The following is a 20,014-nucleotide window of genomic DNA, read 5'->3' on the forward strand; positions in this document are numbered from 1 at the left end:
GCTCATTTCACTTCCTCCATCACTTTCGCCTGGTAATGCTGGAACAGCGCCATCGGCACCAGCAGCAGCAGCACCATGGCGCAGGTCACGGTAGCAGCCATCGGCCAGTCCATATTGTTAAAGAATTCATCCCACATCACACGACCGATCATCAGCGTGTCCGAACCACCCAGCAGTTCCGGGATCACGTATTCGCCCACCGCCGGAATGAACACCAGCAGGCTGCCGGCGATGATGCCGTTTTTCGACAGCGGCAGGGTCACCTGGACAAAGGCCTTCCACGGACGGGCGCCCAGGTCATAGGCGGCCTCCAGCAGGCGCAGGTCCATTTTCACCAGGTGGGCATACAGCGGCATGATCATGAAGGGCAGATAGGAGAACACCATGCCGATATACACGCCCCAGTTGGTGTGATACAGCCGCAGCGGGGTGTCGATGACGCCCAGCCACATCAGGAACTGGTTGAGGAAACCGTCATTCTTGAGAATGCCGATCCAGGCATAAACGCGAATCAGGTAGGAAGTCCAGAACGGCAGCATCACCATCATCATCAGCGTGTCACGAGCAGACTCGGAGGCACGGGCGATGTAATAGGCCATGGGGTAGCCGATCAGCAAGCACAGTACGGTGGAGACAAAAGCCATCTGCACCGAGCTGATGTAGGTGGCAAAGTACAGATCGTCACCCAGCATGAACTTGTAGTGACCGACATTCAGCACCAGGGTGAAGACATCGTCTTCGATCTTGGTCAGCGGCGTGTAGGGCGGAATGCCCAGCTGCTGCTGCGAAAAGCTGATGCCGACCACCAGCAGGAAGGGCAGCAGGAAAAACACAAACAAAAACAGGAAGGGAACACCGATGACGGTAGTCCTGCCGGACGGAAACCATCGACTAAAATTGAGACTTTTCATGTTTAGCACCACTTGGCCGGTGGGACCGGCTTGCCAAGCACATCTTTACAGCCATCATATCAAGGCCCTGTCACGACTCGCCCTGATGTGATGACTTACGTTTCACTACAGCCCGGCTCTGCGGAACCAGACTGTAACCCTCACTCCAGTACTGCTTTTTCTTAGCCAGCTGCCGTGCCGGCAATGCGGTAGCAGCGGCTGTTGCATCCATCCCTGCGGCCTTGACGACCGCGGGGATCGTGCAGGTCAGAACCAGCCGGGCGCACAGCCACCCGGCTGATCAGGACACGGCTTAGCGGCCAGTCTTCAGCTGGGTCCACAGACGGTTCTGCAGACGCATGATGTCAGACGGCAGCGGCTTGAGCAGGAACAAGGTCTTCATGACCGATTCCGGCGGGTAGATGGACGGATCGTTGGCGATTTCCGGCTTCACGAACTTGCGGGCTGCCGCATTGGCAGTCGGGTAGAACACTTCGTCGGTAATCGCGGCATTGACTTCCGGATTCTCGATGTAGTTGATCCACTTGAGGGCCGCATCAACATGCGGTGCATCTTTCGGGATCACCATCACGTCAAACCAGATCGGTGCGCCGGACTTCGGAATCACGTAACCCAGCTGGTAGGTACGCTTGGCCTCGGCAGCACGATGCTTGGCGATGTTGACGTCGCCAGACCAGCCCAGCGCCAGGCAGATGTCGCCGTTGGCCAGGTCATTGATATAGCCGGAAGAGTTGAACTGGGTGATGTAGGGGCGGATTTTCTTCAGCAGTTCGAAGGCGGCCTGGTAGTCGGCCGGGTTCTTGCTGTTCGGGTCCTTGCCCAGATGATGCAGGGCAACGGCGAACACGTCATTGGCCTGATCCAGTACCGATACGCCGCAGCCCTTCAGCTTGGAGACGTATTTCGGGTCAAACAGGATGTCCCAGGTATCCAGCGGGGTATCCTTGCCCAGGATGGCCTTGACCTTGGTGAAGTTGTAACCCAGGCCATCGGTGCCATAAGCCCACGGCACGCCGTGCGCATTGCCCGGATCGGCATCCTGGATCTTGGCCATCAGCCCTTTGTCCAGATTCGCCAGATTGGGGATCTTGGACTTGTCCAGCTTCTGGTAGATGCCAGCCTCGATCTGCTTGGCCATGAAGTTGGAAGTGGGCACCACGATGTCGTAACCGGCGCGGCCGGTCATCATCTTGGCTTGCAGGGTATCGTCGCTGTCGTAAACGTCGTATTTCACCTTCACGCCGGTCTGCTTTTCAAAGCCGGGGATGGTGCCCTTGGCGATGTAATCAGACCAGTTGTAGACGTTCAGCGCCTTGTCTTCTGCCAGCACGCCCGCACTAGGCAACAGCAGAAGCAGCGAACACAGCACTTTCTTGACAAGTTTCTTCTTCATTACAGGCTTCCTAATGTATTGCAAGACCATAAACTCCCTGTTGTCTGGGGACGCAAGGGACCTGATGAACTGCACCTCCTGTTGACCGTCCGGGGATTCTCCCTCGAATCCGGTCAGCGCCAAACCTGGGGTAATAATGGCACGCTTAGGCATTAAGCAATATTCGTGCACAACATTTATAACCCCATCCTATCCACTCTGGCTATTGCTATCCCAGTTGGATGCGGTAACTGTCAGGCAAGAGACGACGAACTTGCAGCACGGAGCCGCCAGTCGTCCTGATATTTATTGTTATCACAGGAAACCTGTGGAAACCGGCTGGCCAGACAGCGCACTGCGCTGAGCATTGCAGCCTGTTTCCCGCAAGGGTAGACCTTCCCCATTACCAAGCCTCCTCCACTGTAGATGCCACCTCTGTAATGTTTAATAAAATCCACAATTCGTGGTGAGGTGTTACAGCTTTTTAACCACAAAGACATTCAGCCGCAACATGAATTTATTTTGCAGCGCAAAAAATTCAACAGCCGAATGCTCTTGACGGCGGTCCGTGTTTACTATTCTGAACATCTGATCATTTCCTCCGGCCCAAACCGCTGTACAGCACAAATTTGCCTATACATATGATCAAAACCAGCGCTCCGCCTGATGTTTCAAGGCTTTAGCAAGATCCGGGCAGGCGCGGCAGCTGTCTGCTTTCTGGTGGCCGACAGCAGCGCGCCTGATCACTCAACGCAGCCGGCCAGCTGCTGGCCGACAAAAAAGATTTTTTCTTGCCACAGGACAAGCTGAGGCAGATTTGCCACAGATCAAATCCAGTCCGTATTGGCCGTGGCAACAGGCGAAAGAAAAGCGGATGGCCCCTGCAGGCAATCCGCTCACGTTTTAGCAACTTTCGACAGCACGGTTACATTTGATCAGATCAACCGTGCCAGCAGCGCTTTTTCCATGCCGACCATGTCGGGGATACGCACCTGCATGCCATTGCCGGCGGCCAGCTCCACCGCCGCGCCATTGCGGGTCATCTGCTTGAGCTCGACGATACGGTTGCCGCGCGGATGAATCACTTCGATGCGATCGCCCACACCGAAGCGGTTTTTCACCTCCACCAGCGCCCAGCCCTCGGCATCGACTTCCAGCACATCGCCGACATACTGGCTTTGCTTGGCCTTGGAATGCCCGTCCAGATAGTTCTGGTAATCCTGGGTCTGATGGCGTTCCAGAAAGCCCGGGGTGTAGCCGCGATTGGCCAGCCCATCCAGCTCGGCCAGCAGGCCCAAATCAAAGGGGCGCCCCGCCACCGCGTCGTCGATGGCGCGGCGATATACCTGGGCGGTACGCGCCACGTAGTACAGGCTCTTGGTGCGGCCTTCGATCTTGAGCGAATCCACCCCGATCTTCACCAGCTTCTCCACCTGCTCCACGGCGCGCAGGTCCTTGGAGTTCATGATGTAAGTACCATGCTCATCTTCGATGATGGGCATCAGCTCGCCGGGGCGGCTGCCCTCCTCGATCAGGTAGGTCTTGTCAGCCAGCGGATGACGCTCGGCGCCGCCGCAGGCAGCAAAGCTCTGGTTGGCTTCTTCCAGCGCCTTGTTGAAATCCAGCTTGATGGTTTGCACATCGCCAGCGTCGTCACCCTGGGTGTCGTGCATCTTGTAGTCCCAGCGACAGGCATTGGTACAGGTACCCTGGTTCGGGTCACGGTGATTGAAATAGCCCGACAGCAGGCAGCGACCGGAGTAAGCAATGCACAGCGCGCCATGCACGAACACTTCCAGCTCGATATCCGGGCATTCCTGGCGGATTTCGGCAATCTCGTCCAGGCTCAGCTCGCGCGACAGGATGATGCGCGACACGCCCAGCTTCTGCCAGAACTTCACCCCCATGTAGTTGACGGTATTGGCCTGCACCGACAGATGAATCGGCACCTCGGGCCAGCGTTCGCGCACCATCATGATCAGGCCCGGATCGGCCATGATCAGCGCATCCGGCTTCATGGCGATCACCGGCTCCATGTCCGCCATATAGGTCTTGATCTTGCTATTGTGCGGCAGCAGGTTGCTGGCCACGAAAAACAGCTTGCCGCGTGCATGCGCTTCGTCAATACCGGTTTTCAGTTCTTCCAGCTTGAAGTCATTATTGCGGGCACGCAGCGAGTAGCGCGGCTGGCCGGCATAGACGGCATCGGCACCAAAATCGTAGGCGGCGCGCATTTTGTCCAGCGTGCCGGCGGGCAGCAGCAGTTCCGGGGCTTTCATCATGATGGCTTGGCTTCCTTAATGTGACAGGCAGGCAATGGGCAGCGGCAGTCGGTCCGGCGGCACAAAGCCGCGACGCGAGGCATCCTGGTTTAACCTGTCAGCAGAGTAATATTGCAGCACCACCGCCCGTGCATCCTGCAGCACATCGTCGCAGGTCGCGAGAAAGGACGGCCAGTCTTCCAGCATGGCCGGCTGCTCTTGGGCACGGTGGTAGAGAATGGACAACAGCGACATGGTGAGGGTGTGGTGGTATTTTTCCGCCGCTCCCTGCGCCATGGCATAGCGCGACAAGGCGCGCGCGCAGCGCACTGCCGCTTCGGCAGCCGGGTACTGGCGGCGGTAAGCCCAGGCCGCATACAAATGCGCCTGGTGGGTAAAGTCGGATGCAGGCAGCGTACTGGATTCCAACTGACGCAAAAACGCCTGATAGTCCATGATTCGGGTATCTCCGAAAACTGTAAAAGCAAAAAGGCCCCGCCGTATCAGGGGCCTTTTCTTATGTTGCGGCGCGATTATGCGCCGTGCGCGCAGCCATCGTCAAGTCTGACACCCTGCAGCAATGCGACATTAAATCACTGTTTTCAATGCCCTTTTTCAGTCAGGGTTTTTGCAACAGCACCCACAGCATCAACAGCTGCCCCAGCAAGGCCGGCAGCATCAGCAAAATGCACAACAAACTGGCCACGGGTGAGCTGGCAAAGTCCAGCACACTCAGGCAGGCCGCACACAGCACAAACAACAAGGTCGCCAGCAGCAGGCCGGCAAGGGCCAGTTTGCGTTGCTGGCGCAAGCGCCACAAAAGCCGGTAAAACATGCGGTACTCCATCAGGAAACGAACAGCAGCAGGGAGCTCAGTCCTTGGCTAGCTGCAACCATTGCAGCTCGGCCTCGGAAAAGCCCGCCTGCCGGCGGGCATCGATATTGTAGCTGCCACGGTGCGCGGTCAGATCATACTCTGCAAGCAGGCGGCTGAAGGTTGCCATCGGCTCCAGCGCACGCTGCCGGCACAGATAATGAAACCAGTGGTTGCCCACTTGCACATGGCCGATTTCATCGCGCAGGATAATGTCCAGAATGGCCACACTGGCTTCATCGCCGATATTGGCCAGCTTGCGTTGCAATTCGGGACTGGCATCCAGGCCGCGCGCTTCCAGTACGCGCGGCACCAGCGCCATGCGCACCAATACATCATGGTCAGTGACATGGCAGATCTCCCACAGGCCGTTATGGGCGGGAAAGTCGCCATAGCGGTAGCCCAGCTGCTGCAACCTGCCCTGCAACAGACGGAAATGGCCCGCCTCCTCCGCGGCAATGCGCAGCCAGTCGCTGACAAAAGCATCCGGCATGTCGCGAAAACGCCAGGCCGCGTCCAGGGCCAGGTTGACCGCATTGAATTCGATATGGGCGATGGCATGCAACATGGCGGGCTGGCCTTGCGGCGAACCCGGCCGCCGGCGCGGCACCTTGGTGGCATGCACCAGCTCAGGCCGCTCGGGATGACCCGCCATCGGCAGCCGGGTCAATGGCGCATCTTCACGCGGCAACTCGCCACGCTGCCAGGCAGCATGAATGGCTTCGGTAGCAGCCAGCTTGTCGGCTACATCCGTGCAGAGCAAGGCCGCCTGAATGCGGGGATATAAAGCAGTAGGCATCATCATGGTGCGCCATTCTAGCCGTTTGCACCGCCATCAGGCAGGCTTGTCATCAAATCGGTGCATGGCGATCGGGCAACAGGCTGCCTGCTCCACCCTGCCGCATGCCCTATTTCCCGAATGTCGGGATCGTCGCCGGATAAGGCTTGATGCATAATGCCAACATCTGCCACAGGGAGAATGTCATGCTGTTCAATTCCAGCCAACTCGGTGCTGTAGAAGTGGATGAAAGCACCATCATCAATTTTGACCAGGGCATTCCCGCCCTGGAAAACTGCACCCAGTTCAAACTGTTCCACAATGCCGACAGCAATAATCCTTCGGTGTACTGGATGCAGTCACTGGACGACGCGGCCATCACCCTAAGCGTCACCTTGCCACAGCAGCTGGGCGTGCGTTATGAAGTGGAACTGAACGACGAGGAAGTGGCCCGCCTGCAATTGAGCAAGCCGGAAGACGCAGTCATCCTGGTGCTGCTCTACCAGGAACAGTCGGCAACCGAAGCCCACCCAGCGCTGGGCGAACTGAAAGCCAATATCCGCAATCCGCTGGTACTCAATCTGGCCAGCCGCCAGGGCCTGCAGAAAACCGGCCTGTCCTGCGACATCCTGATGCACAACCTCAGCTGACCCAACCCTGCCGCCCGGCCCTGCCGGGCGGTGCCGGAGCCACCCCCATGACCGCTCTTGCCTTGCCGCGCTGCCCCTGGTGTGGCGACGATCCGCTTTATATGGCCTATCACGATCAGGAATGGGGCCGCCCCCAGCACGATGATCACAAACTGTTTGAAATGCTGATTCTGGAAGGGGCGCAAGCCGGACTGTCGTGGATCACCATCTTGCGCAAGCGCGAGGGCTACCGCCGCGCCTTTCATGGCTTCGACCCGCAGCAAGTGGCACAAATGGGTGAAGAGGATGTGGAAAGACTGATGCAGGACAGCAGCATCGTGCGCAACCGGCTGAAGATCAACAGCGCCATCCGCAATGCGCGGGTATTCCTGCAATTGCAGCAGCAATATGGCAGTTTTGCCCAATGGCTATGGGCGCATACCGATGGCCAGAGCGTGGTGAATCACTGGGCATCGCTGGCCGAATGCCCGGCCAGCACCCCGCTGTCCGACAGCATCAGCAAGGCTTTGAAAAAGGCGGGGATGAACTTTGTCGGCAGCACGGTGATTTACGCCTACCTGCAAGCCACCGGCGTGGTGAATGACCACCTGCTGGGCTGCCACCTGCATCCGGCCTATCCGCACTGAACGATTCAGGCCGCCTTGGTTTCGAACACCACAGTACGGAACAGCCCGTCCGCCGAGTGGAAAGGATGGGCACACACCACGCCGCCATCCTGACAGAAGGCCATCATGCGCCAGCTCTGGATCAGTTCCTGCAATTCCTCTTCCGACCAGGGACCGGCAAAGCGGTCCGGCACCAGCGCTGACAACTCGGAACACAGGGCCTGGCGCTGTTCCGGCCTGTCCAGCTGCTGCACACTGAAAGACAGGGTCTTGCCGTGCTTCATGACAAATCCTTTCAACCCGAAATGGATATGAGGAGAACCGCCATCATTCCACGATTTATTATTCAGCACCAGTTGAAAGTCTATTAGGTGTAAGCGGTAAGTAAAAATACGGCAGGAATACAACGCTTCCAGCCAAGAAAAAGGGCCAGCCCACACGGGATGGCCCTTTGACAGCATGCTGGATGGTTGCAGGATCAGAACAACTTCAGCCCTTTCAGCATCACCACCAGAATCAGCAGCGGCGACACAAAGCGCACCACCACAAACAGCACACGCACCAGCGCCTCGTTATGCAGCTGCCCTTCATTGGACAGCGCTGCCTTCAGCCGGTCAAAACCCCACACCCAGCCCACGAACAGGCACAGGAAAATCCCGCCCAGCGGCATCAGGATATTGGAGGTGACAAAGTCGAACAGGTCGAACATGGTCATGCCGAACAGCTTGAACTCGGCCATGCTGCTATTGGACAGCGCACAGCTGGCACCAATCACGGCCAGCAGCAGCAGGTTGAGCACGGTAGCCTTGGGGCGGCTGATGCCGAAACGCTCGCTCAATACCGATACCGGCACTTCCAGAATGGACAGCATGGCACCGGTGGAGGCAATCGCCGCCAGGATAAAGAAAGCCACCATGAACAACTGGCCCAGCGGCATGCTGGCAAACACTGCCGGAATCGTGATGAACAGCAGCGACGGACCGGCTTCCGGCTTGAAACCAAAGGCAAACACCGCCGGGAAGATGGCGATGCCAGCCAGCATGGAAACAAACAGGTCGGCACACATCACCCGCAGGGTGGTCGCCGGTATGTTCTGGTCGTCACGGAAATAGCTGCCGTAGGTCATCATGGTGCCCATGCCGATGGACAGCTTGAAGAAGGCCAGGCCGACCGCGGTCAGTACCACCCCCGCCGTGATCTTGGAAAAATCCGGCGTAAACAGAAAGGACACCCCCTGCATGGCACCCGGCAGCATCAGGCTGCGCACGCCAATCACCAGCAACAGCAAGAACAGCAGGGGCATCAGCTTCTTGGTCACCGCCTCGATGCCCTTGGCCACCCCCATCAGCAGGATGCCGCCGATCAGCACCAGTACCAGCCACTGCCACAGCAGCGATTGCACCGGGTCGGCAATCAGCGAACCGAAGGCGGCCGAAGTCACCTTGGGATCACTGGAAAGAATGCCGCCGCCAATGGCCTTGAACACATAGGCAAATACCCAGGCAGCTACCTCAGAATAAAAAGCCATGATCAGGAAGGCCGACAGCACGCCAAAAGCGCTGATCAGCCACCAGGGCTGTCCGGCCGGGGCCAGTTTTTTCAGCGCTGTCACCGCATCGGACTTGGCACGGCGGCCCAGCATGATTTCGGAAATCATCACCGGCAGGCCCACCAGCAAAGTGGCACAGACATACACCACCAGAAAACCGGCACCGCCATTGGTACCGGTCAGATAAGGAAATTTCCAGATATTGCCCAGGCCTACGGCTGAGCCCAGCGTGGCCGCCAATACGCCAAAACTGGAAGTAAAACCGTCACGGGCCTTGCTGGCACCCACGGTGGCCGAGGATCTGTTGTCCTGTTTCATTTGGTCTCTCATCACGACAAAAAACAAACCCGCTCAAGCGATAACCTGAACGGGTGCCTCTGGTTCCGGGGTCACCGGAGCCGGAATTCTGAAGTGATTTGCCAGACCATGCAAAATTTTTTGCTAGCGCTGACTGTCGCTGCGACACAACTCGCCGGTCAGACGGCCCAGCCAGTCAAAACAGGCTTGCAATTGACTCTCCTCAATGAATTCGTCCGGGCGATGTGCCTGCTCGATCGAACCCGGCCCCAGCACCACGCATGGCATGCCTGCAGCATGGAACACACCGGCCTCTGTGGTATAGGCCACCCCGTCGCCTCCCTGGCAGCCGCACAGCTTTTCCACATAACCCAGCACCTCGCTGTCCGGCGTGGCTTCAAAAGCCGGGCAGTACACCCTAGGCTCGATGGAAATCGCGGCTTCCGGTGCCACCTGGCGCATCTCCAGCAACAGGTTGTCGGCATAGTCACGCACCGAGTCGACAAAGCGCTGCGGATCATCCCCTGGCAGCCAGCGGCATTCAAAAGTGAATTCGCAATCCTTGGGCACGATATTGTTGGCGGTACCACCATGAATCGTCCCGGTCTGCAAGGTGGTGAACGGCACATCATACAAAGGCTGATGATGACCAAACGAGGCCTCAGTATCAGCCAGCCGCCGCACATGGCTGATCAGCCGCGCCGCATATTCGATGGCATTGACCCCCTGCGGCGTCAGCGAGGAATGCGCCGCCCGCCCCTGCACATGGCAGTGATAATGCGCAATACCCTTGTGCGCCACCACCGGCCGCATCGAAGTGGGCTCGCCAATAATGCAGCCAGTCACCGGCACGCCTTGCTGCAGCAAGGCATCAATCAAGCGCGGCACACCAAGGCAACCCACTTCTTCGTCATACGACAGGGCAATGCCGATGCCCTGCTGCAAACGTCCCTGCTGTGCCAGCCTGACCCATTCGGGGACATGTGCCAGCACGCAGGCAATAAAGCCTTTCATGTCGGCAGTGCCACGGCCATACCAGCGCCCGTCGCCCTTATCGGTCAATACAAAGGGAGGCGAGCTCCATACCTGACCATCCACCGGCACCACATCCGTATGGCCGGACAACAGCATCAGCGGCAAGTCCTCCGCACCAATGCGGGCAAACAGATTGGACTTGCTACCGTCATCGTTCAACGTGCGCTGGCTGCCAATACCAAATCCGGCCAGATACTGGCTCACCCAGTCGATCAGCTCCAGGTTGGAATGACGGCTGGTGGTATCAAAAGCAAGCAGGGTTCGCAGCAGCGGCAGATAGGAAGGAGCCATGGCAGTCCTGTAATAAGTGTCCGGTCATGCCGGAAGTCTGCCCTGACAGGGTGGGCAAGGGCAACCACATCCTGCGCCATGCCAGCGCAACAGGCTGCAGGCAGCCGCCAGTTTTTTGCTGAGACAAGCGCAAATGCTTGGCAAACCGCGGCAAACCCGTTATTATTCGCACTCTTCTGCGGCGGGTCTCCTCGCATTGTACGGTAGCAAACCTGGTCAGGTCCGGAAGGAAGCAGCCATAGTTACTTAGTGCAAGTGCCGAGGGTCAGGCTCGCCACCCCTCCCTTCCCATATGTACATGTTCACGACATGGCGATACTATTTCACGCCAGATAGCAAAGATCCCATTGTATTTCTAGATAAGAATACGCTAACATAAGAAAAACAAGATGCACAAAAATCATTGAACTTAATGATTTTTTTTGCATCCGAATTATTCCTTATGGATTTTCTTTGCTATTTTTAGGACATAGGGCAGTGTCCTAAACCATACCTATAATTCAATACAATACTGTTTAGCCTTTTAAGAGGAACAACCCATGAAACTCTTTGAAAAAATCACCAACCCGCGCGAAATCCGTCGCAAGCTTGGCCTGAACCAACAGGAATTCTGGAGCCGCATCGGCGTGACCCAGTCTGGTGGTTCCCGCTACGAAAGTGGCCGCAACATGCCCAAGCCGGTGCGCGAGCTGCTGCGCCTGGTTCATGTTGAGCAAATCGACCTGTCCAAGGTACGCCGCGAAGACTTCGAAATCGTCGAATACCTGAAGGAAACCCATCCGGACCTGTACAAGAGCCTGCGCAAGGCCGTGCGTGCCCAGATGGAAGCCCAGGAAGGCTCGACCGAAGCCACAGCCAGCTGATAGTCTGTCCGACAAAGGGCAGTAGCAAGCAACTTACAGCTGCTTGCTACTGCCCTTTTTCTTTGGCGGGTCTAGATCATCCAGCACATGGCGGCCATCGCCGGCTCACTCCCCGGCATTGCGCACCAGCAAGACCGGTATATCAGCCTGCTTGAGCAAGCCCTCGGCCACACTACCCATCAGGATATGCATCAGGCCACTCCAGCCATGCGTGCCCATCACCACCAGATCAGCCCCCCAGCCATTGGCATCATCCAGCAGCACGGAAGCGATCTTGTCGCCCCAGCTTTCAAGAATCTTCACCTCTGGCGTCAAGCCAGCTGCCACCGCCTGCGCTTGCGCCTGACCCAGCACCTGCTCACCCGCCTGCTTGATCGACTTTTGCAATTCGGCAGCATCCAGAAACTCGGTCCCGCCCCAGCCAAACTGGGCCAGATCGACCACATGCACCAGCCGGACGGTACTACCCATATGCTTGGCAAGGCGGCAAGCCTCGGCCAGGGCCAGATTGGACGTGTCACTATCATCCACCGGCACGAATATGCGTTGATACATAACCCTCTCCTTTGGTGTGTTGGTACTATGCATACAGTCTAGCAAACCGGTCCGGCCTGCGGTTGATGCAGATTAAGACAGTCGATTAGACTGAATGTCATTTTACCCAGGTGAAATCATGGCCCGCATCAAGATCGCCCTGCCCGAGCAATTCATTTTCGAGACCGTGCTGGATGTCCGCATCGGCGACATCAACTACGGCGGCCACATGGCCAATGATGCCATTCTGCGCCTGGCCCACGAAGCACGCTTGCGTTTTCTGAAAAGCCTTGCTTACAGCGAACTGGATGTAGAAGGCGTGGGGATTATCATGGCCGATGCCGCTGTCATGTACCGTGCAGAGGCCTTCCACGGCGACCAGCTGCACTTCAGACTGGGCGTGTGCGACCTCAACAAGTACGGACTGGACATCGTCTATCAGGCCATCGATGGCAACAATGGCAAAGAAGTGGCAAGATTGAAGACCGGCATCGTTTTCTTTGATTACCAGACCCGCCAGGTAAGCACCATGCCGGCGGCCTTTGTCGCCAAACTGAGCCAGTCATAACAACAGGAAATTCCGACATGCGTCCATACCCAAACAACAGTCCGCAAGCCATTGCCCGCCTGCTGGCAATGTTCATGATTACCGACGGCAATATGGATCCGCGTGAGCTGGACCTGCTGGAGAACGTCGATGCCTACGAACTGATCGGCCTGCCCCGCAAACAGTTTGCCCAGGTACTGGCGGACTACTGCGACGACATTTCCGACGAGGCCGAGCAGGATGGCACCATCCACCTGCTGGACACCGACCGTATCGAATTCATGCTGTCCGAAGTCACCGACCGCAACAAGCGCATTCTCACTTGCGTGCTGGCCATGGACATCAGCAAATCGGACGGCACCATCAGCGATCCGGAAATTGTCCTGCTGCGTCACATGATGAAGGAATGGAACATCAGCCTGGAAGACCTGGAACGCCAGTTCGTTCGTTAAGCGCCCTTCCCCGCTGTCAGCAAGGCCGGCCGCCAATCCTGCTCTTTCATCCAGGGTAACGGGCAGCCGAATGAAAGCCGCCGGGCCATCCTGGCGGCTTTGTGTTGTCATCACTACCGGGCCAACCCCTATGAGTACACGCTTTAACGGCAGCGCACATTATGTTGCCACCGACGACCTGATGATGGCAGTCAATGCGGCCATCACCCTGCAACGCCCACTGCTGGTCAAGGGCGAGCCGGGCACCGGCAAGACCATGCTGGCCGAGGAAATTGCTGCCAGCCTTGGCCGCCAGCTCATTGTCTGGCCAATCAAATCCACCACCAAGGCCCAGCATGGCCTTTATGAATATGATGCGGTATCCCGCCTGCGCGATTCACAGCTGGGCGACGCCAAGGTGCAGGACATCGGCAATTACATCATCAAGGGCCAGCTGTGGCAGGCTTTTGAAGCCGATACCGCCCCCGTGCTGCTGATTGACGAGATTGACAAGGCCGACATCGAATTCCCCAACGACCTGCTGCGCGAGCTGGACCAGATGGAATTCTTTGTCCACGAAACCCAGCAATTCGTGCGCGCCAGACAACGCCCCATCATCATCATCACCTCGAATAATGAAAAAGAGCTGCCCGATGCCTTTTTGCGGCGCTGCTTCTTCCATTACATCCGCTTCCCGGACCGCGAGACCATGCAGGCCATCATCGACGTGCACTATCCGGGCCTGCAGCAACAACTGATCCGCCAGGCCATGGAAGTGTTCTTTTCCATTCGCGAACTGCCCGGCCTGAAAAAAAAGCCCACCACGTCGGAATTGCTGGACTGGCTGAAGCTGCTGGGCAGCGAGGATATCAGCAGCGAAGAGCTGGCCAGCCGGCATGACAAGGCCAGCCTGCCGCCGCTGGCCGGGGCCTTGTTGAAAAACGAGCAGGATCTGTCGCTGTTTGAGCGCCTGGCGCAAATGACCAAGCTGCGCCGTGGCTGAGCTGCTCCCACTGCTACAGGGCTTTGCCGACCAGCTGCGGCTGCAAGGCAAAAGCCCGCATACGCTGGATGCCTATCTGCGTGATCTGCACAGCCTGCAGCCACTGCTTGGAGAGCGCGATTGCCTGCAGATCAAGGCCGACGACATCCGCAAGGCCATGGCCACCCTGCACGCCCGCGGCCTGGGCAGCCGCAGCCTGGCGCGCAAGCTGTCATCCTGGCGCCAGTTTTACGACTGGCTGTTACAGCAGCAACTGGTCAGCGGCAATCCCTGTCTGGGTCTGCGTGCGCCCCGCCAGGACAAGCCCCTGCCCAAGGCGCTGCCGGTGGATGGCACGGCCGCCCTGCTGGAGCATATTGCGCCGGATGACAGCCTCAGCCTGCGCGACCGTGCACTGTTCGAACTGATGTACTCTTCCGGCTTGCGCCTGTCCGAGGCCGTCAATCTGGATCTGCCGGATCTGGATCTGGCCGAGCAACTGATGCGGGTGCGCGGCAAGGGCAACAAGATACGTCTGCTGCCTATAGGCCGCACGGCGCTGAGCTACCTGCAGCAATGGCTGGCAGAACGGCACAGCACGCCAGACTGTCTGGCCGTGTTTGTCGGTCGTCACGGCCAGCGCCTGGGTAGCCGCCAGGTACAAAAGCGCCTGGCCGCCTGGTCGATCCGCACGGGAATGGACCGCCATGTTCACCCGCACATGCTGCGCCACTCCTTTGCCAGCCACATCCTGCAATCCTCAGGCGATTTGCGGGCGGTACAGGAACTGCTGGGCCACGCCAACCTGTCGACTACCCAGATCTACACCGCACTGGATTTCCAGCACCTGGCCAAGGTCTATGATGCAGCCCACCCGCGCGCCAAAAAGAAAGACTGAACATCCGTGCGATAGGGATAAAGAAAAAGCTCCGTCACCCGGAGCTTTTTCTTTGCACGCACAAGGGCTCAGTGACGTTCGGGCATCGCCGCCAGCACGGCCTTGAGCAATTGCCAGGCCTTGCCTACTGACTCCACCTCGACCCGCTCGCCCGGCGCATGCGCACCGCGGATGGTCGGGCCAAAGGAAACCATGTCCATATCAGGATACTTGGCGCCGATAATGCCGCACTCCAGCCCGGCATGAATCACCTGCACGCCGGACTTGGCAGCAAACTCTCGCTCATATACCTGCTGAAACAACGCCAGCAACGGCGACTGCGGATTGGGCGCCCAGCCCGGATAGCCGCCTTCCATCTCCACCGCAAAGCCGGCCAGGCCAAACAGGCTTTCCACTTCGCGTGCCAGCATCCAGGTGCCGGAATCCAGCAGCGAACGCACCATCAGGTTGGCAAATACCTTGCCCCCCTCCACCCGCACCACGCCCAGATTATTCGAGGTTTCCACCACGCCACTCACCCGCTGGCTCATGCGCTTCACCCCATGCGGGGCAGCATGCAGAGCAGCCAGAATGGCTTGCTGATCCTCGATGGCCAGCACCTGGCCAGCCGGGGCTGCAGCCAACTCCACGGTGACGCCCTCATCCACACCAGCCAGCTCGAAACGCAACAAGGACTGGAAGGCATCCAGTCTGGCAGCCACGCTGGCCGCATCCTGCTGCGGATAAGCCACGACAGCCTGCGCCTCGCGTGCCAATGCATTGCGGGCAGTACCGCCACTGAAACTGATCAGGCGCAAATCGGTATCAGCCTGCAGTTCGCGCAGCAGGCGGACCAGAATCTTGTTGGCATTGCCACGCCCCAGATGAATGTCAGCACCGGAGTGACCACCCTTCAGGCCACGCACCGATAGCGCACTCACGGCATAAGCAGCGGGCAGCGCAGTAGTCTGATACTCGCGGGTGACATTGACATCGACACCGCCGGCGCAGCCCATATAGAACTCACCCCATTCCTCGGTATCGATATTGATCATCATGCTGCCTTGCAACAGGCCGGCTTCCAGCCCGAGCGCCCCGCCCATGCCGGCCTCTTCATCCAGCGTCATCAGCACTTCAACCGGGCCATGCGGAATATCCTCACTGGCCAGCACGGCCAGCCCCATGGCGACGCCGATGCCGTTATCCGCGCCCAGTGTTGTGTTTTCCGCCACCAGCCAGCCATCCCGCAGCACGGGCCGCACCGGGTCCTTGAAAAAATCGTGTTCGGTACCGGCATTCGCCTGGCACACCATGTCCAGATGTCCTTGCAGCACCACACCCACCCGGTTTTCATAACCCGGAGTCGCCGGTTTGCGCACGATCAGATTGCCTGCCGCGTCCACAATCGTCTGCAAGCCACGCAGCTCGGCCCAGCCCTTGAGGTAGTCGCGCAGTTGCTGCTCATGCTTGGAGGGGCGCGGAATCTCGCATAGCGTCTGAAAATGCTCCCAGACCGCCTGCGGTTGGAGTTCGGCGATATTGACCACAATGTATCCTTTGTCTTGACGTGCTGATGGGCATATTACGTCACCATCATCGATGAAACGTGGCAGAGACTGTTGCCTACAGCCCTGTTTTGTACACAATCGACTTTATCATGCTGGCGACGCGTGGTCATGCTGCAATGCAGCCATGGTACGACACATTGCGGCCCGAAAGAGTGGCGCACCAGGCGCAGGACAGATCAGCAGCAGGAGCATGGCAGCGCGACACAGCAGCCGGATGGAGAGCGGCATGGCCCGCATCCCGGCAAACAGGATGCAGTCCATGCGAGGAGGAAGGGTCAGGCCAGGGCCAACTGCGCGCGGGCGGCCACCTGCGTGGTCGGACGCATGTAATGATCCAGCAGCAAGCGCATGAACTGATGGCTCTTGCAGATGGCATTGCGCAGCTTGGTGATGGTTTCCTGGCTGGGCTGCAAGCCCACCAGGGTCACAATGATTTCCAGCGCTTCCCATGGATGGGCATCATCATACTTGGCGTGCAGCTTCAGCCACTTCATGGCCTTGGCGCGCACTTCCTCGTCAAACAGATTGGCATAGCGGTCTTCCGAGCAGACCCGGGCCGACCACTCGCCCGTCGCGCCTTCGATGGCGTAATTGGTGGCGGCCATGGCCACGGCCAGTGATTCACGATCACACACCTGCCAGCACCATTGGCTCAGCGACAGCGTCTCCAGCGCATGCTGGTTGTGCAGCATGGCCTGGATATCCACGCCGGATTCGCTCGCCCAGTTGACCCAGTGATCGGCATGATTCTGCTCCACACGAATATTGCGGATCAGGTAGCGCCGCGCCATGTCATGCCCTTCGCCTTGTCCATAGCGGATTTTCAGCAAATTCATCGCCATGTACTGGGGAAACTGGTCGATGACCGGCCAGCCGCCGGACAGGAAAGCCTTGTGTATGGAATGCTCCAGCCGCGCTTCCTTCATCTGGGTGAACAAATCGTGCTCGACCACCTCGCTTTTGAAGCGATCGCAGTAATGCACCATTTCCTGCGTCCACTCCGGGTAGCTGGACACTTCCATCAAGGGACCGGTTCTGACAAATTGATGCTGGTCTTTCATTCTGGACCTCTTTCTCAATTGTGGGCCTGTGTCACTCCCCATCGGGCAGACGATACAAAAGCGACTGCGGCCTGCCGTGCAAGGGAGGGATGAAAGGAGCGGGCTCGCCAATGTAATACCCCTGGGCGAAATCCACTCCAATTCTTTGCAGCTCCGCCAGGATTTCTGGCGCACTGACGAATTCGGCGATGGTTTTCTTGCCGGTGACATGGCCGATATGGTTGATCATTTCCACCATGGCCCTGTCCACCGAGTCGTCCACCATGTCCTTGACAAAGCTGCCGTCGATCTTGAGGTAGTCGACCTGCAAATGCTTGAGATAGGCAAATGAGGACATGCCCGCACCAAAATCATCCAATGAGAAGTGGCAACCCAGGCCCTTCAGCTCGCTGATAAAGCGGGTGGCCTGCTGCAGATTGGAAATGGCGCTGGTTTCGGTGATCTCAAAGCAGATCATGCCGGCCGGAATGTCATAGCTGACAAACTGCCGGCGGATGAAATCAAGGAAATTGTCATCACACAGCGTGGCACCGGACAGATTCACGGCGCAGACATCAATCGACCGGTCTCCCAGCGAACGCATGTTCCACAAGGTTTCGAAGGTCTGGCGCACCACGATGCGGTCGATATCCGGCATCAGGCCGAAGCGCTCGGCCGCCGGGATGAAGGACCCTGGCAAGATGATGTTGCCGTTTTCGTCACGCAGCCGCAGCAGCACTTCGACATGCCGCCCTGCCCCCTTGGCCACCGGCCGCAATGGCACGATTTCCTGGCTGTACAGACAGAAGCGTTCTTGCTCCATGGCGGTGCGCAGACGCTGCACCCAGGCCATCTCCACCGAACGCACCGCCAGCTCGGTGTCTTTCGAACTATAAAGCTGGATGCGATTGCGGCCCTTTTCCTTGGCCATGTAACAAGCGATGTCTGCCGCCTGCAGCGCCTCGGCCAGCGTGGCACCGGCCTCGCCCAGGAATACCATGCCGATGCTGGCACTGATGGAGAAGGGAATGCCTTCCCACTGGAAGCTGGACTGCTGCACTGCACGCCGCAAACGGTCGGCCTTGTCCAGCGCCTCGTCCACCCGGCAATCTTCCAGCAAGACACCGAACTCGTCGCCTCCCAGGCGGGCCAGTACATCGGACAGACCCAGCTGTTCCTGCAACACCCGGCATACCTGGCGCAACAACTCGTCGCCCGCTGCATGGCCGTTGGTATCGTTGACCAGCTTGAACTGGTCGAGGTCGACAAACAGCAGGGCATGCGAAGTTTCCGTCACCATCAGCCGGCTGAGTGCGCGCGTGACACGTTGTTCGAATTCGCGCCGGTTATACAGGCCGGTGAGCGCATCATGCGCCGCCTGCCAGGACAAATGATTGATGTATTGCTGCTCGATCGACTTGTCGTGCAAGGCCAGCACCAGGCCGTCCACCTGACCAAGCGAGTTGTGAATGGGTGCGGCCACCAGCGAAATCATGTGACTGCTACCGTCCAGTCCTTGCAGGCGCAGGCTGGGATAGGTCTGCTTGCTTTCACACTTTGCCCGCAGCTGGCTGGTGGTGATCAGGTCCATACTGCTGCCGGAAAGGTCGATCATCGAGAACACGTCTTCGAAATAACGACCGATGGCACCTTTGCCTGCACCTCCGACCAGATGCAGCGCCACGGCATTGAGATAGCGCAGCTTGCCGGACAGATCGATGGTGACCACGGCATCGCCAATCGAATTGAGCGTGGTTTCCGCCCTTTCCTTTTCAGCATGCAACTCCGCCTCAAAGCGGGCGGACTGCCGCAGCAAAACCTGTACCTGGCGCACGGTCAGCAGCAACAAGATTCCCCCGGTCATCAGGTTGATCCACCACAGCATGCTCGTGGCAAAGCGGGAGCCCTCGCCCAGCACTTCCGAGAAGGAACGCGCGGGCGCTTTCAGCTCTTCGTTGATATCGGAAATACGCCGGCTGAGCACCATCAGCTCGTCATCGCCGATATAGCTGCGGGTAAATCCATCATGCAGCCGGTCGGCGATGCTGGAGATCTCGACGATATAGCTGTCACCGATTTCCCAGTAATGGATGGCCTGGCTCAGATAGCTGACATGGCGAAACCACAGGAAAGCATTGATGACGTTGGCGATATCGTCGGGATGGTTGCCACCCTGCATCAGCCCGGCGCGGGCCTGTTGCAGATCGGGCTGCGGTCGATCCAGCGCCAGTCGCGCCTGCCGGTCGCCCAACTGGATGGCGATGGCCGCCTTGTACGCCTGGAAATCCTGCTCCGAACGGCTGCCGGCATAGCGCGTCAGATAGTAGATGGCATCTTTTTGCGCCTTCGACCACAGACCTTCCCCGCCCACATAGGCACGGATGGTGGACAAGGCATTGAAGCTGAAGGCACTGATCAGCAACAAGGCGCCCACAATGGCGACAAAGGGCCAGACTACCCGTATCAGCCTGCGGCTGCCGTACGCACTCATTGCAGACATTGCCCCCCGCTTACTGCATTGCTCATTTATGGAATTATCATCCACACCC

20 protein-coding genes and 1 other RNA gene are annotated in these 20,014 nt (G+C 58.3%); 8 read left to right on the plus strand and 13 right to left on the minus strand.

The annotated features are described in order from the left end of the window. Positions 1-2: 2 nt before the first annotated feature. The 6 genes from DFR38_RS09245 to DFR38_RS09270 all read right to left on the minus strand — a co-directional run bounded on the left by DFR38_RS09245 (position 3) and on the right by DFR38_RS09270 (position 6,223). Positions 3-911, minus strand: a complete 909-nt coding sequence (locus tag DFR38_RS09245) for an ABC transporter permease subunit (RefSeq protein ID WP_059285009.1) — start codon at positions 909-911, stop codon at positions 3-5. 292 nt (positions 912-1,203) lie between these two features. Further along, complete coding sequence (locus DFR38_RS09250) at positions 1,204-2,304, minus strand: polyamine ABC transporter substrate-binding protein (RefSeq protein ID WP_082693300.1); 1,101 nt, start codon at positions 2,302-2,304, stop codon at positions 1,204-1,206. A gap of 914 nt (positions 2,305-3,218) precedes the next feature. Next, the gene (gene trhP, locus DFR38_RS09255) at positions 3,219-4,562 is read right to left on the minus strand and encodes a prephenate-dependent tRNA uridine(34) hydroxylase TrhP (RefSeq protein ID WP_059285015.1); all 1,344 of its coding nucleotides are present in this window, start codon (positions 4,560-4,562) and stop codon (positions 3,219-3,221) included. A gap of 18 nt (positions 4,563-4,580) precedes the next feature. Further along, positions 4,581-5,000, minus strand: a complete 420-nt coding sequence (locus DFR38_RS09260) for a hypothetical protein (RefSeq protein WP_059285007.1) — start codon at positions 4,998-5,000, stop codon at positions 4,581-4,583. Positions 5,001-5,163: 163 nt separating this feature from the next. Further along, positions 5,164-5,379 (minus strand): hypothetical protein, encoded by a 216-nt coding sequence (locus DFR38_RS09265; protein ID WP_146215955.1) that lies wholly within the window; start codon positions 5,377-5,379, stop codon positions 5,164-5,166. A 37-nt stretch (positions 5,380-5,416) separates the two neighbouring features. Beyond that, positions 5,417-6,223: a ferritin-like domain-containing protein gene (locus tag DFR38_RS09270; RefSeq protein WP_110313311.1), complete on the minus strand. Its 807-nt coding sequence runs from the start codon at positions 6,221-6,223 to the stop codon at positions 5,417-5,419. Between the two features lie 179 nt (positions 6,224-6,402). Between DFR38_RS09270 and fliW the strand changes: the two genes are divergently transcribed. Both fliW and DFR38_RS09280 read left to right on the plus strand, forming a co-directional pair. Continuing rightward, complete coding sequence (gene fliW, locus DFR38_RS09275; protein WP_059285013.1) at positions 6,403-6,846, plus strand: flagellar assembly protein FliW; 444 nt, start codon at positions 6,403-6,405, stop codon at positions 6,844-6,846. 47 nt (positions 6,847-6,893) lie between these two features. Beyond that, complete coding sequence (locus tag DFR38_RS09280; RefSeq protein ID WP_110313312.1) at positions 6,894-7,472, plus strand: DNA-3-methyladenine glycosylase I; 579 nt, start codon at positions 6,894-6,896, stop codon at positions 7,470-7,472. 5 nt (positions 7,473-7,477) lie between these two features. On the opposite strand, the gene DFR38_RS09285 is transcribed toward DFR38_RS09280, so the two are convergent. From DFR38_RS09285 to argE, 3 genes are all read right to left on the minus strand, one after another. Continuing rightward, complete coding sequence (locus DFR38_RS09285) at positions 7,478-7,735, minus strand: hypothetical protein (protein WP_059285004.1); 258 nt, start codon at positions 7,733-7,735, stop codon at positions 7,478-7,480. Between the two features lie 194 nt (positions 7,736-7,929). Then, positions 7,930-9,318, minus strand: a complete 1,389-nt coding sequence (locus DFR38_RS09290; RefSeq protein WP_059285003.1) for a sodium-dependent transporter — start codon at positions 9,316-9,318, stop codon at positions 7,930-7,932. 123 nt (positions 9,319-9,441) lie between these two features. Continuing rightward, positions 9,442-10,623, minus strand: coding sequence for an acetylornithine deacetylase (gene argE, locus DFR38_RS09295; protein WP_059285002.1), 1,182 nt, complete (start codon positions 10,621-10,623; stop codon positions 9,442-9,444). 180 nt (positions 10,624-10,803) lie between these two features. Between argE and ffs the strand changes: the two genes are divergently transcribed. Next, an RNA gene (gene ffs / locus DFR38_RS09300) (signal recognition particle sRNA small type) lies at positions 10,804-10,902 on the plus strand. A 260-nt stretch (positions 10,903-11,162) separates the two neighbouring features. Beyond that, positions 11,163-11,486, plus strand: a complete 324-nt coding sequence (locus DFR38_RS09305) for a helix-turn-helix domain-containing protein (protein ID WP_059285001.1) — start codon at positions 11,163-11,165, stop codon at positions 11,484-11,486. 105 nt (positions 11,487-11,591) lie between these two features. Here the strand turns inward: DFR38_RS09305 and DFR38_RS09310 are convergent, their stop codons facing one another. Continuing rightward, a complete protein-coding gene (locus tag DFR38_RS09310; RefSeq protein WP_059285000.1) occupies positions 11,592-12,041 on the minus strand; it encodes a universal stress protein in 450 nt (149 codons plus the stop codon). 118 nt (positions 12,042-12,159) lie between these two features. On the opposite strand from DFR38_RS09310, the gene DFR38_RS09315 reads away from it, so the two are divergent. The 4 genes from DFR38_RS09315 to xerC all read left to right on the plus strand — a co-directional run bounded on the left by DFR38_RS09315 (position 12,160) and on the right by xerC (position 14,878). Continuing rightward, positions 12,160-12,588, plus strand: a complete 429-nt coding sequence (locus DFR38_RS09315) for a thioesterase family protein (protein ID WP_059285012.1) — start codon at positions 12,160-12,162, stop codon at positions 12,586-12,588. 17 nt (positions 12,589-12,605) lie between these two features. Next, entirely contained in the window at positions 12,606-13,019 is a 414-nt protein-coding gene (locus tag DFR38_RS09320) for a TerB family tellurite resistance protein (RefSeq protein ID WP_059284999.1), read from the plus strand. Between the two features lie 130 nt (positions 13,020-13,149). Then, complete coding sequence (locus DFR38_RS09325) at positions 13,150-14,001, plus strand: AAA family ATPase (protein WP_110313313.1); 852 nt, start codon at positions 13,150-13,152, stop codon at positions 13,999-14,001. Further along, positions 13,994-14,878: a tyrosine recombinase XerC gene (gene xerC / locus DFR38_RS09330; protein WP_420865210.1), complete on the plus strand. Its 885-nt coding sequence runs from the start codon at positions 13,994-13,996 to the stop codon at positions 14,876-14,878. Before DFR38_RS09325 ends, xerC begins: the two co-directional genes overlap by 8 nt. A gap of 68 nt (positions 14,879-14,946) precedes the next feature. On the opposite strand, the gene DFR38_RS09335 is transcribed toward xerC, so the two are convergent. From DFR38_RS09335 to DFR38_RS09345, 3 genes are all read right to left on the minus strand, one after another. Continuing rightward, on the minus strand, positions 14,947-16,404 hold the full coding sequence (locus tag DFR38_RS09335; RefSeq protein WP_059284998.1) for an aminoacyl-histidine dipeptidase: 1,458 nt from the start codon (positions 16,402-16,404) through the stop codon (positions 14,947-14,949). Between the two features lie 296 nt (positions 16,405-16,700). Beyond that, positions 16,701-17,486, minus strand: coding sequence for an iron-containing redox enzyme family protein (locus DFR38_RS09340; RefSeq protein WP_059284997.1), 786 nt, complete (start codon positions 17,484-17,486; stop codon positions 16,701-16,703). 31 nt (positions 17,487-17,517) lie between these two features. After that, entirely contained in the window at positions 17,518-19,956 is a 2,439-nt protein-coding gene (locus DFR38_RS09345; protein WP_158527719.1) for an EAL domain-containing protein, read from the minus strand. Positions 19,957-20,014 lie beyond the last annotated feature (58 nt).

It is taken from the genome of Aquitalea magnusonii (genome assembly GCF_003202035.1).
GTDB lineage: Bacteria > Pseudomonadota > Gammaproteobacteria > Burkholderiales > Chromobacteriaceae > Aquitalea > Aquitalea magnusonii.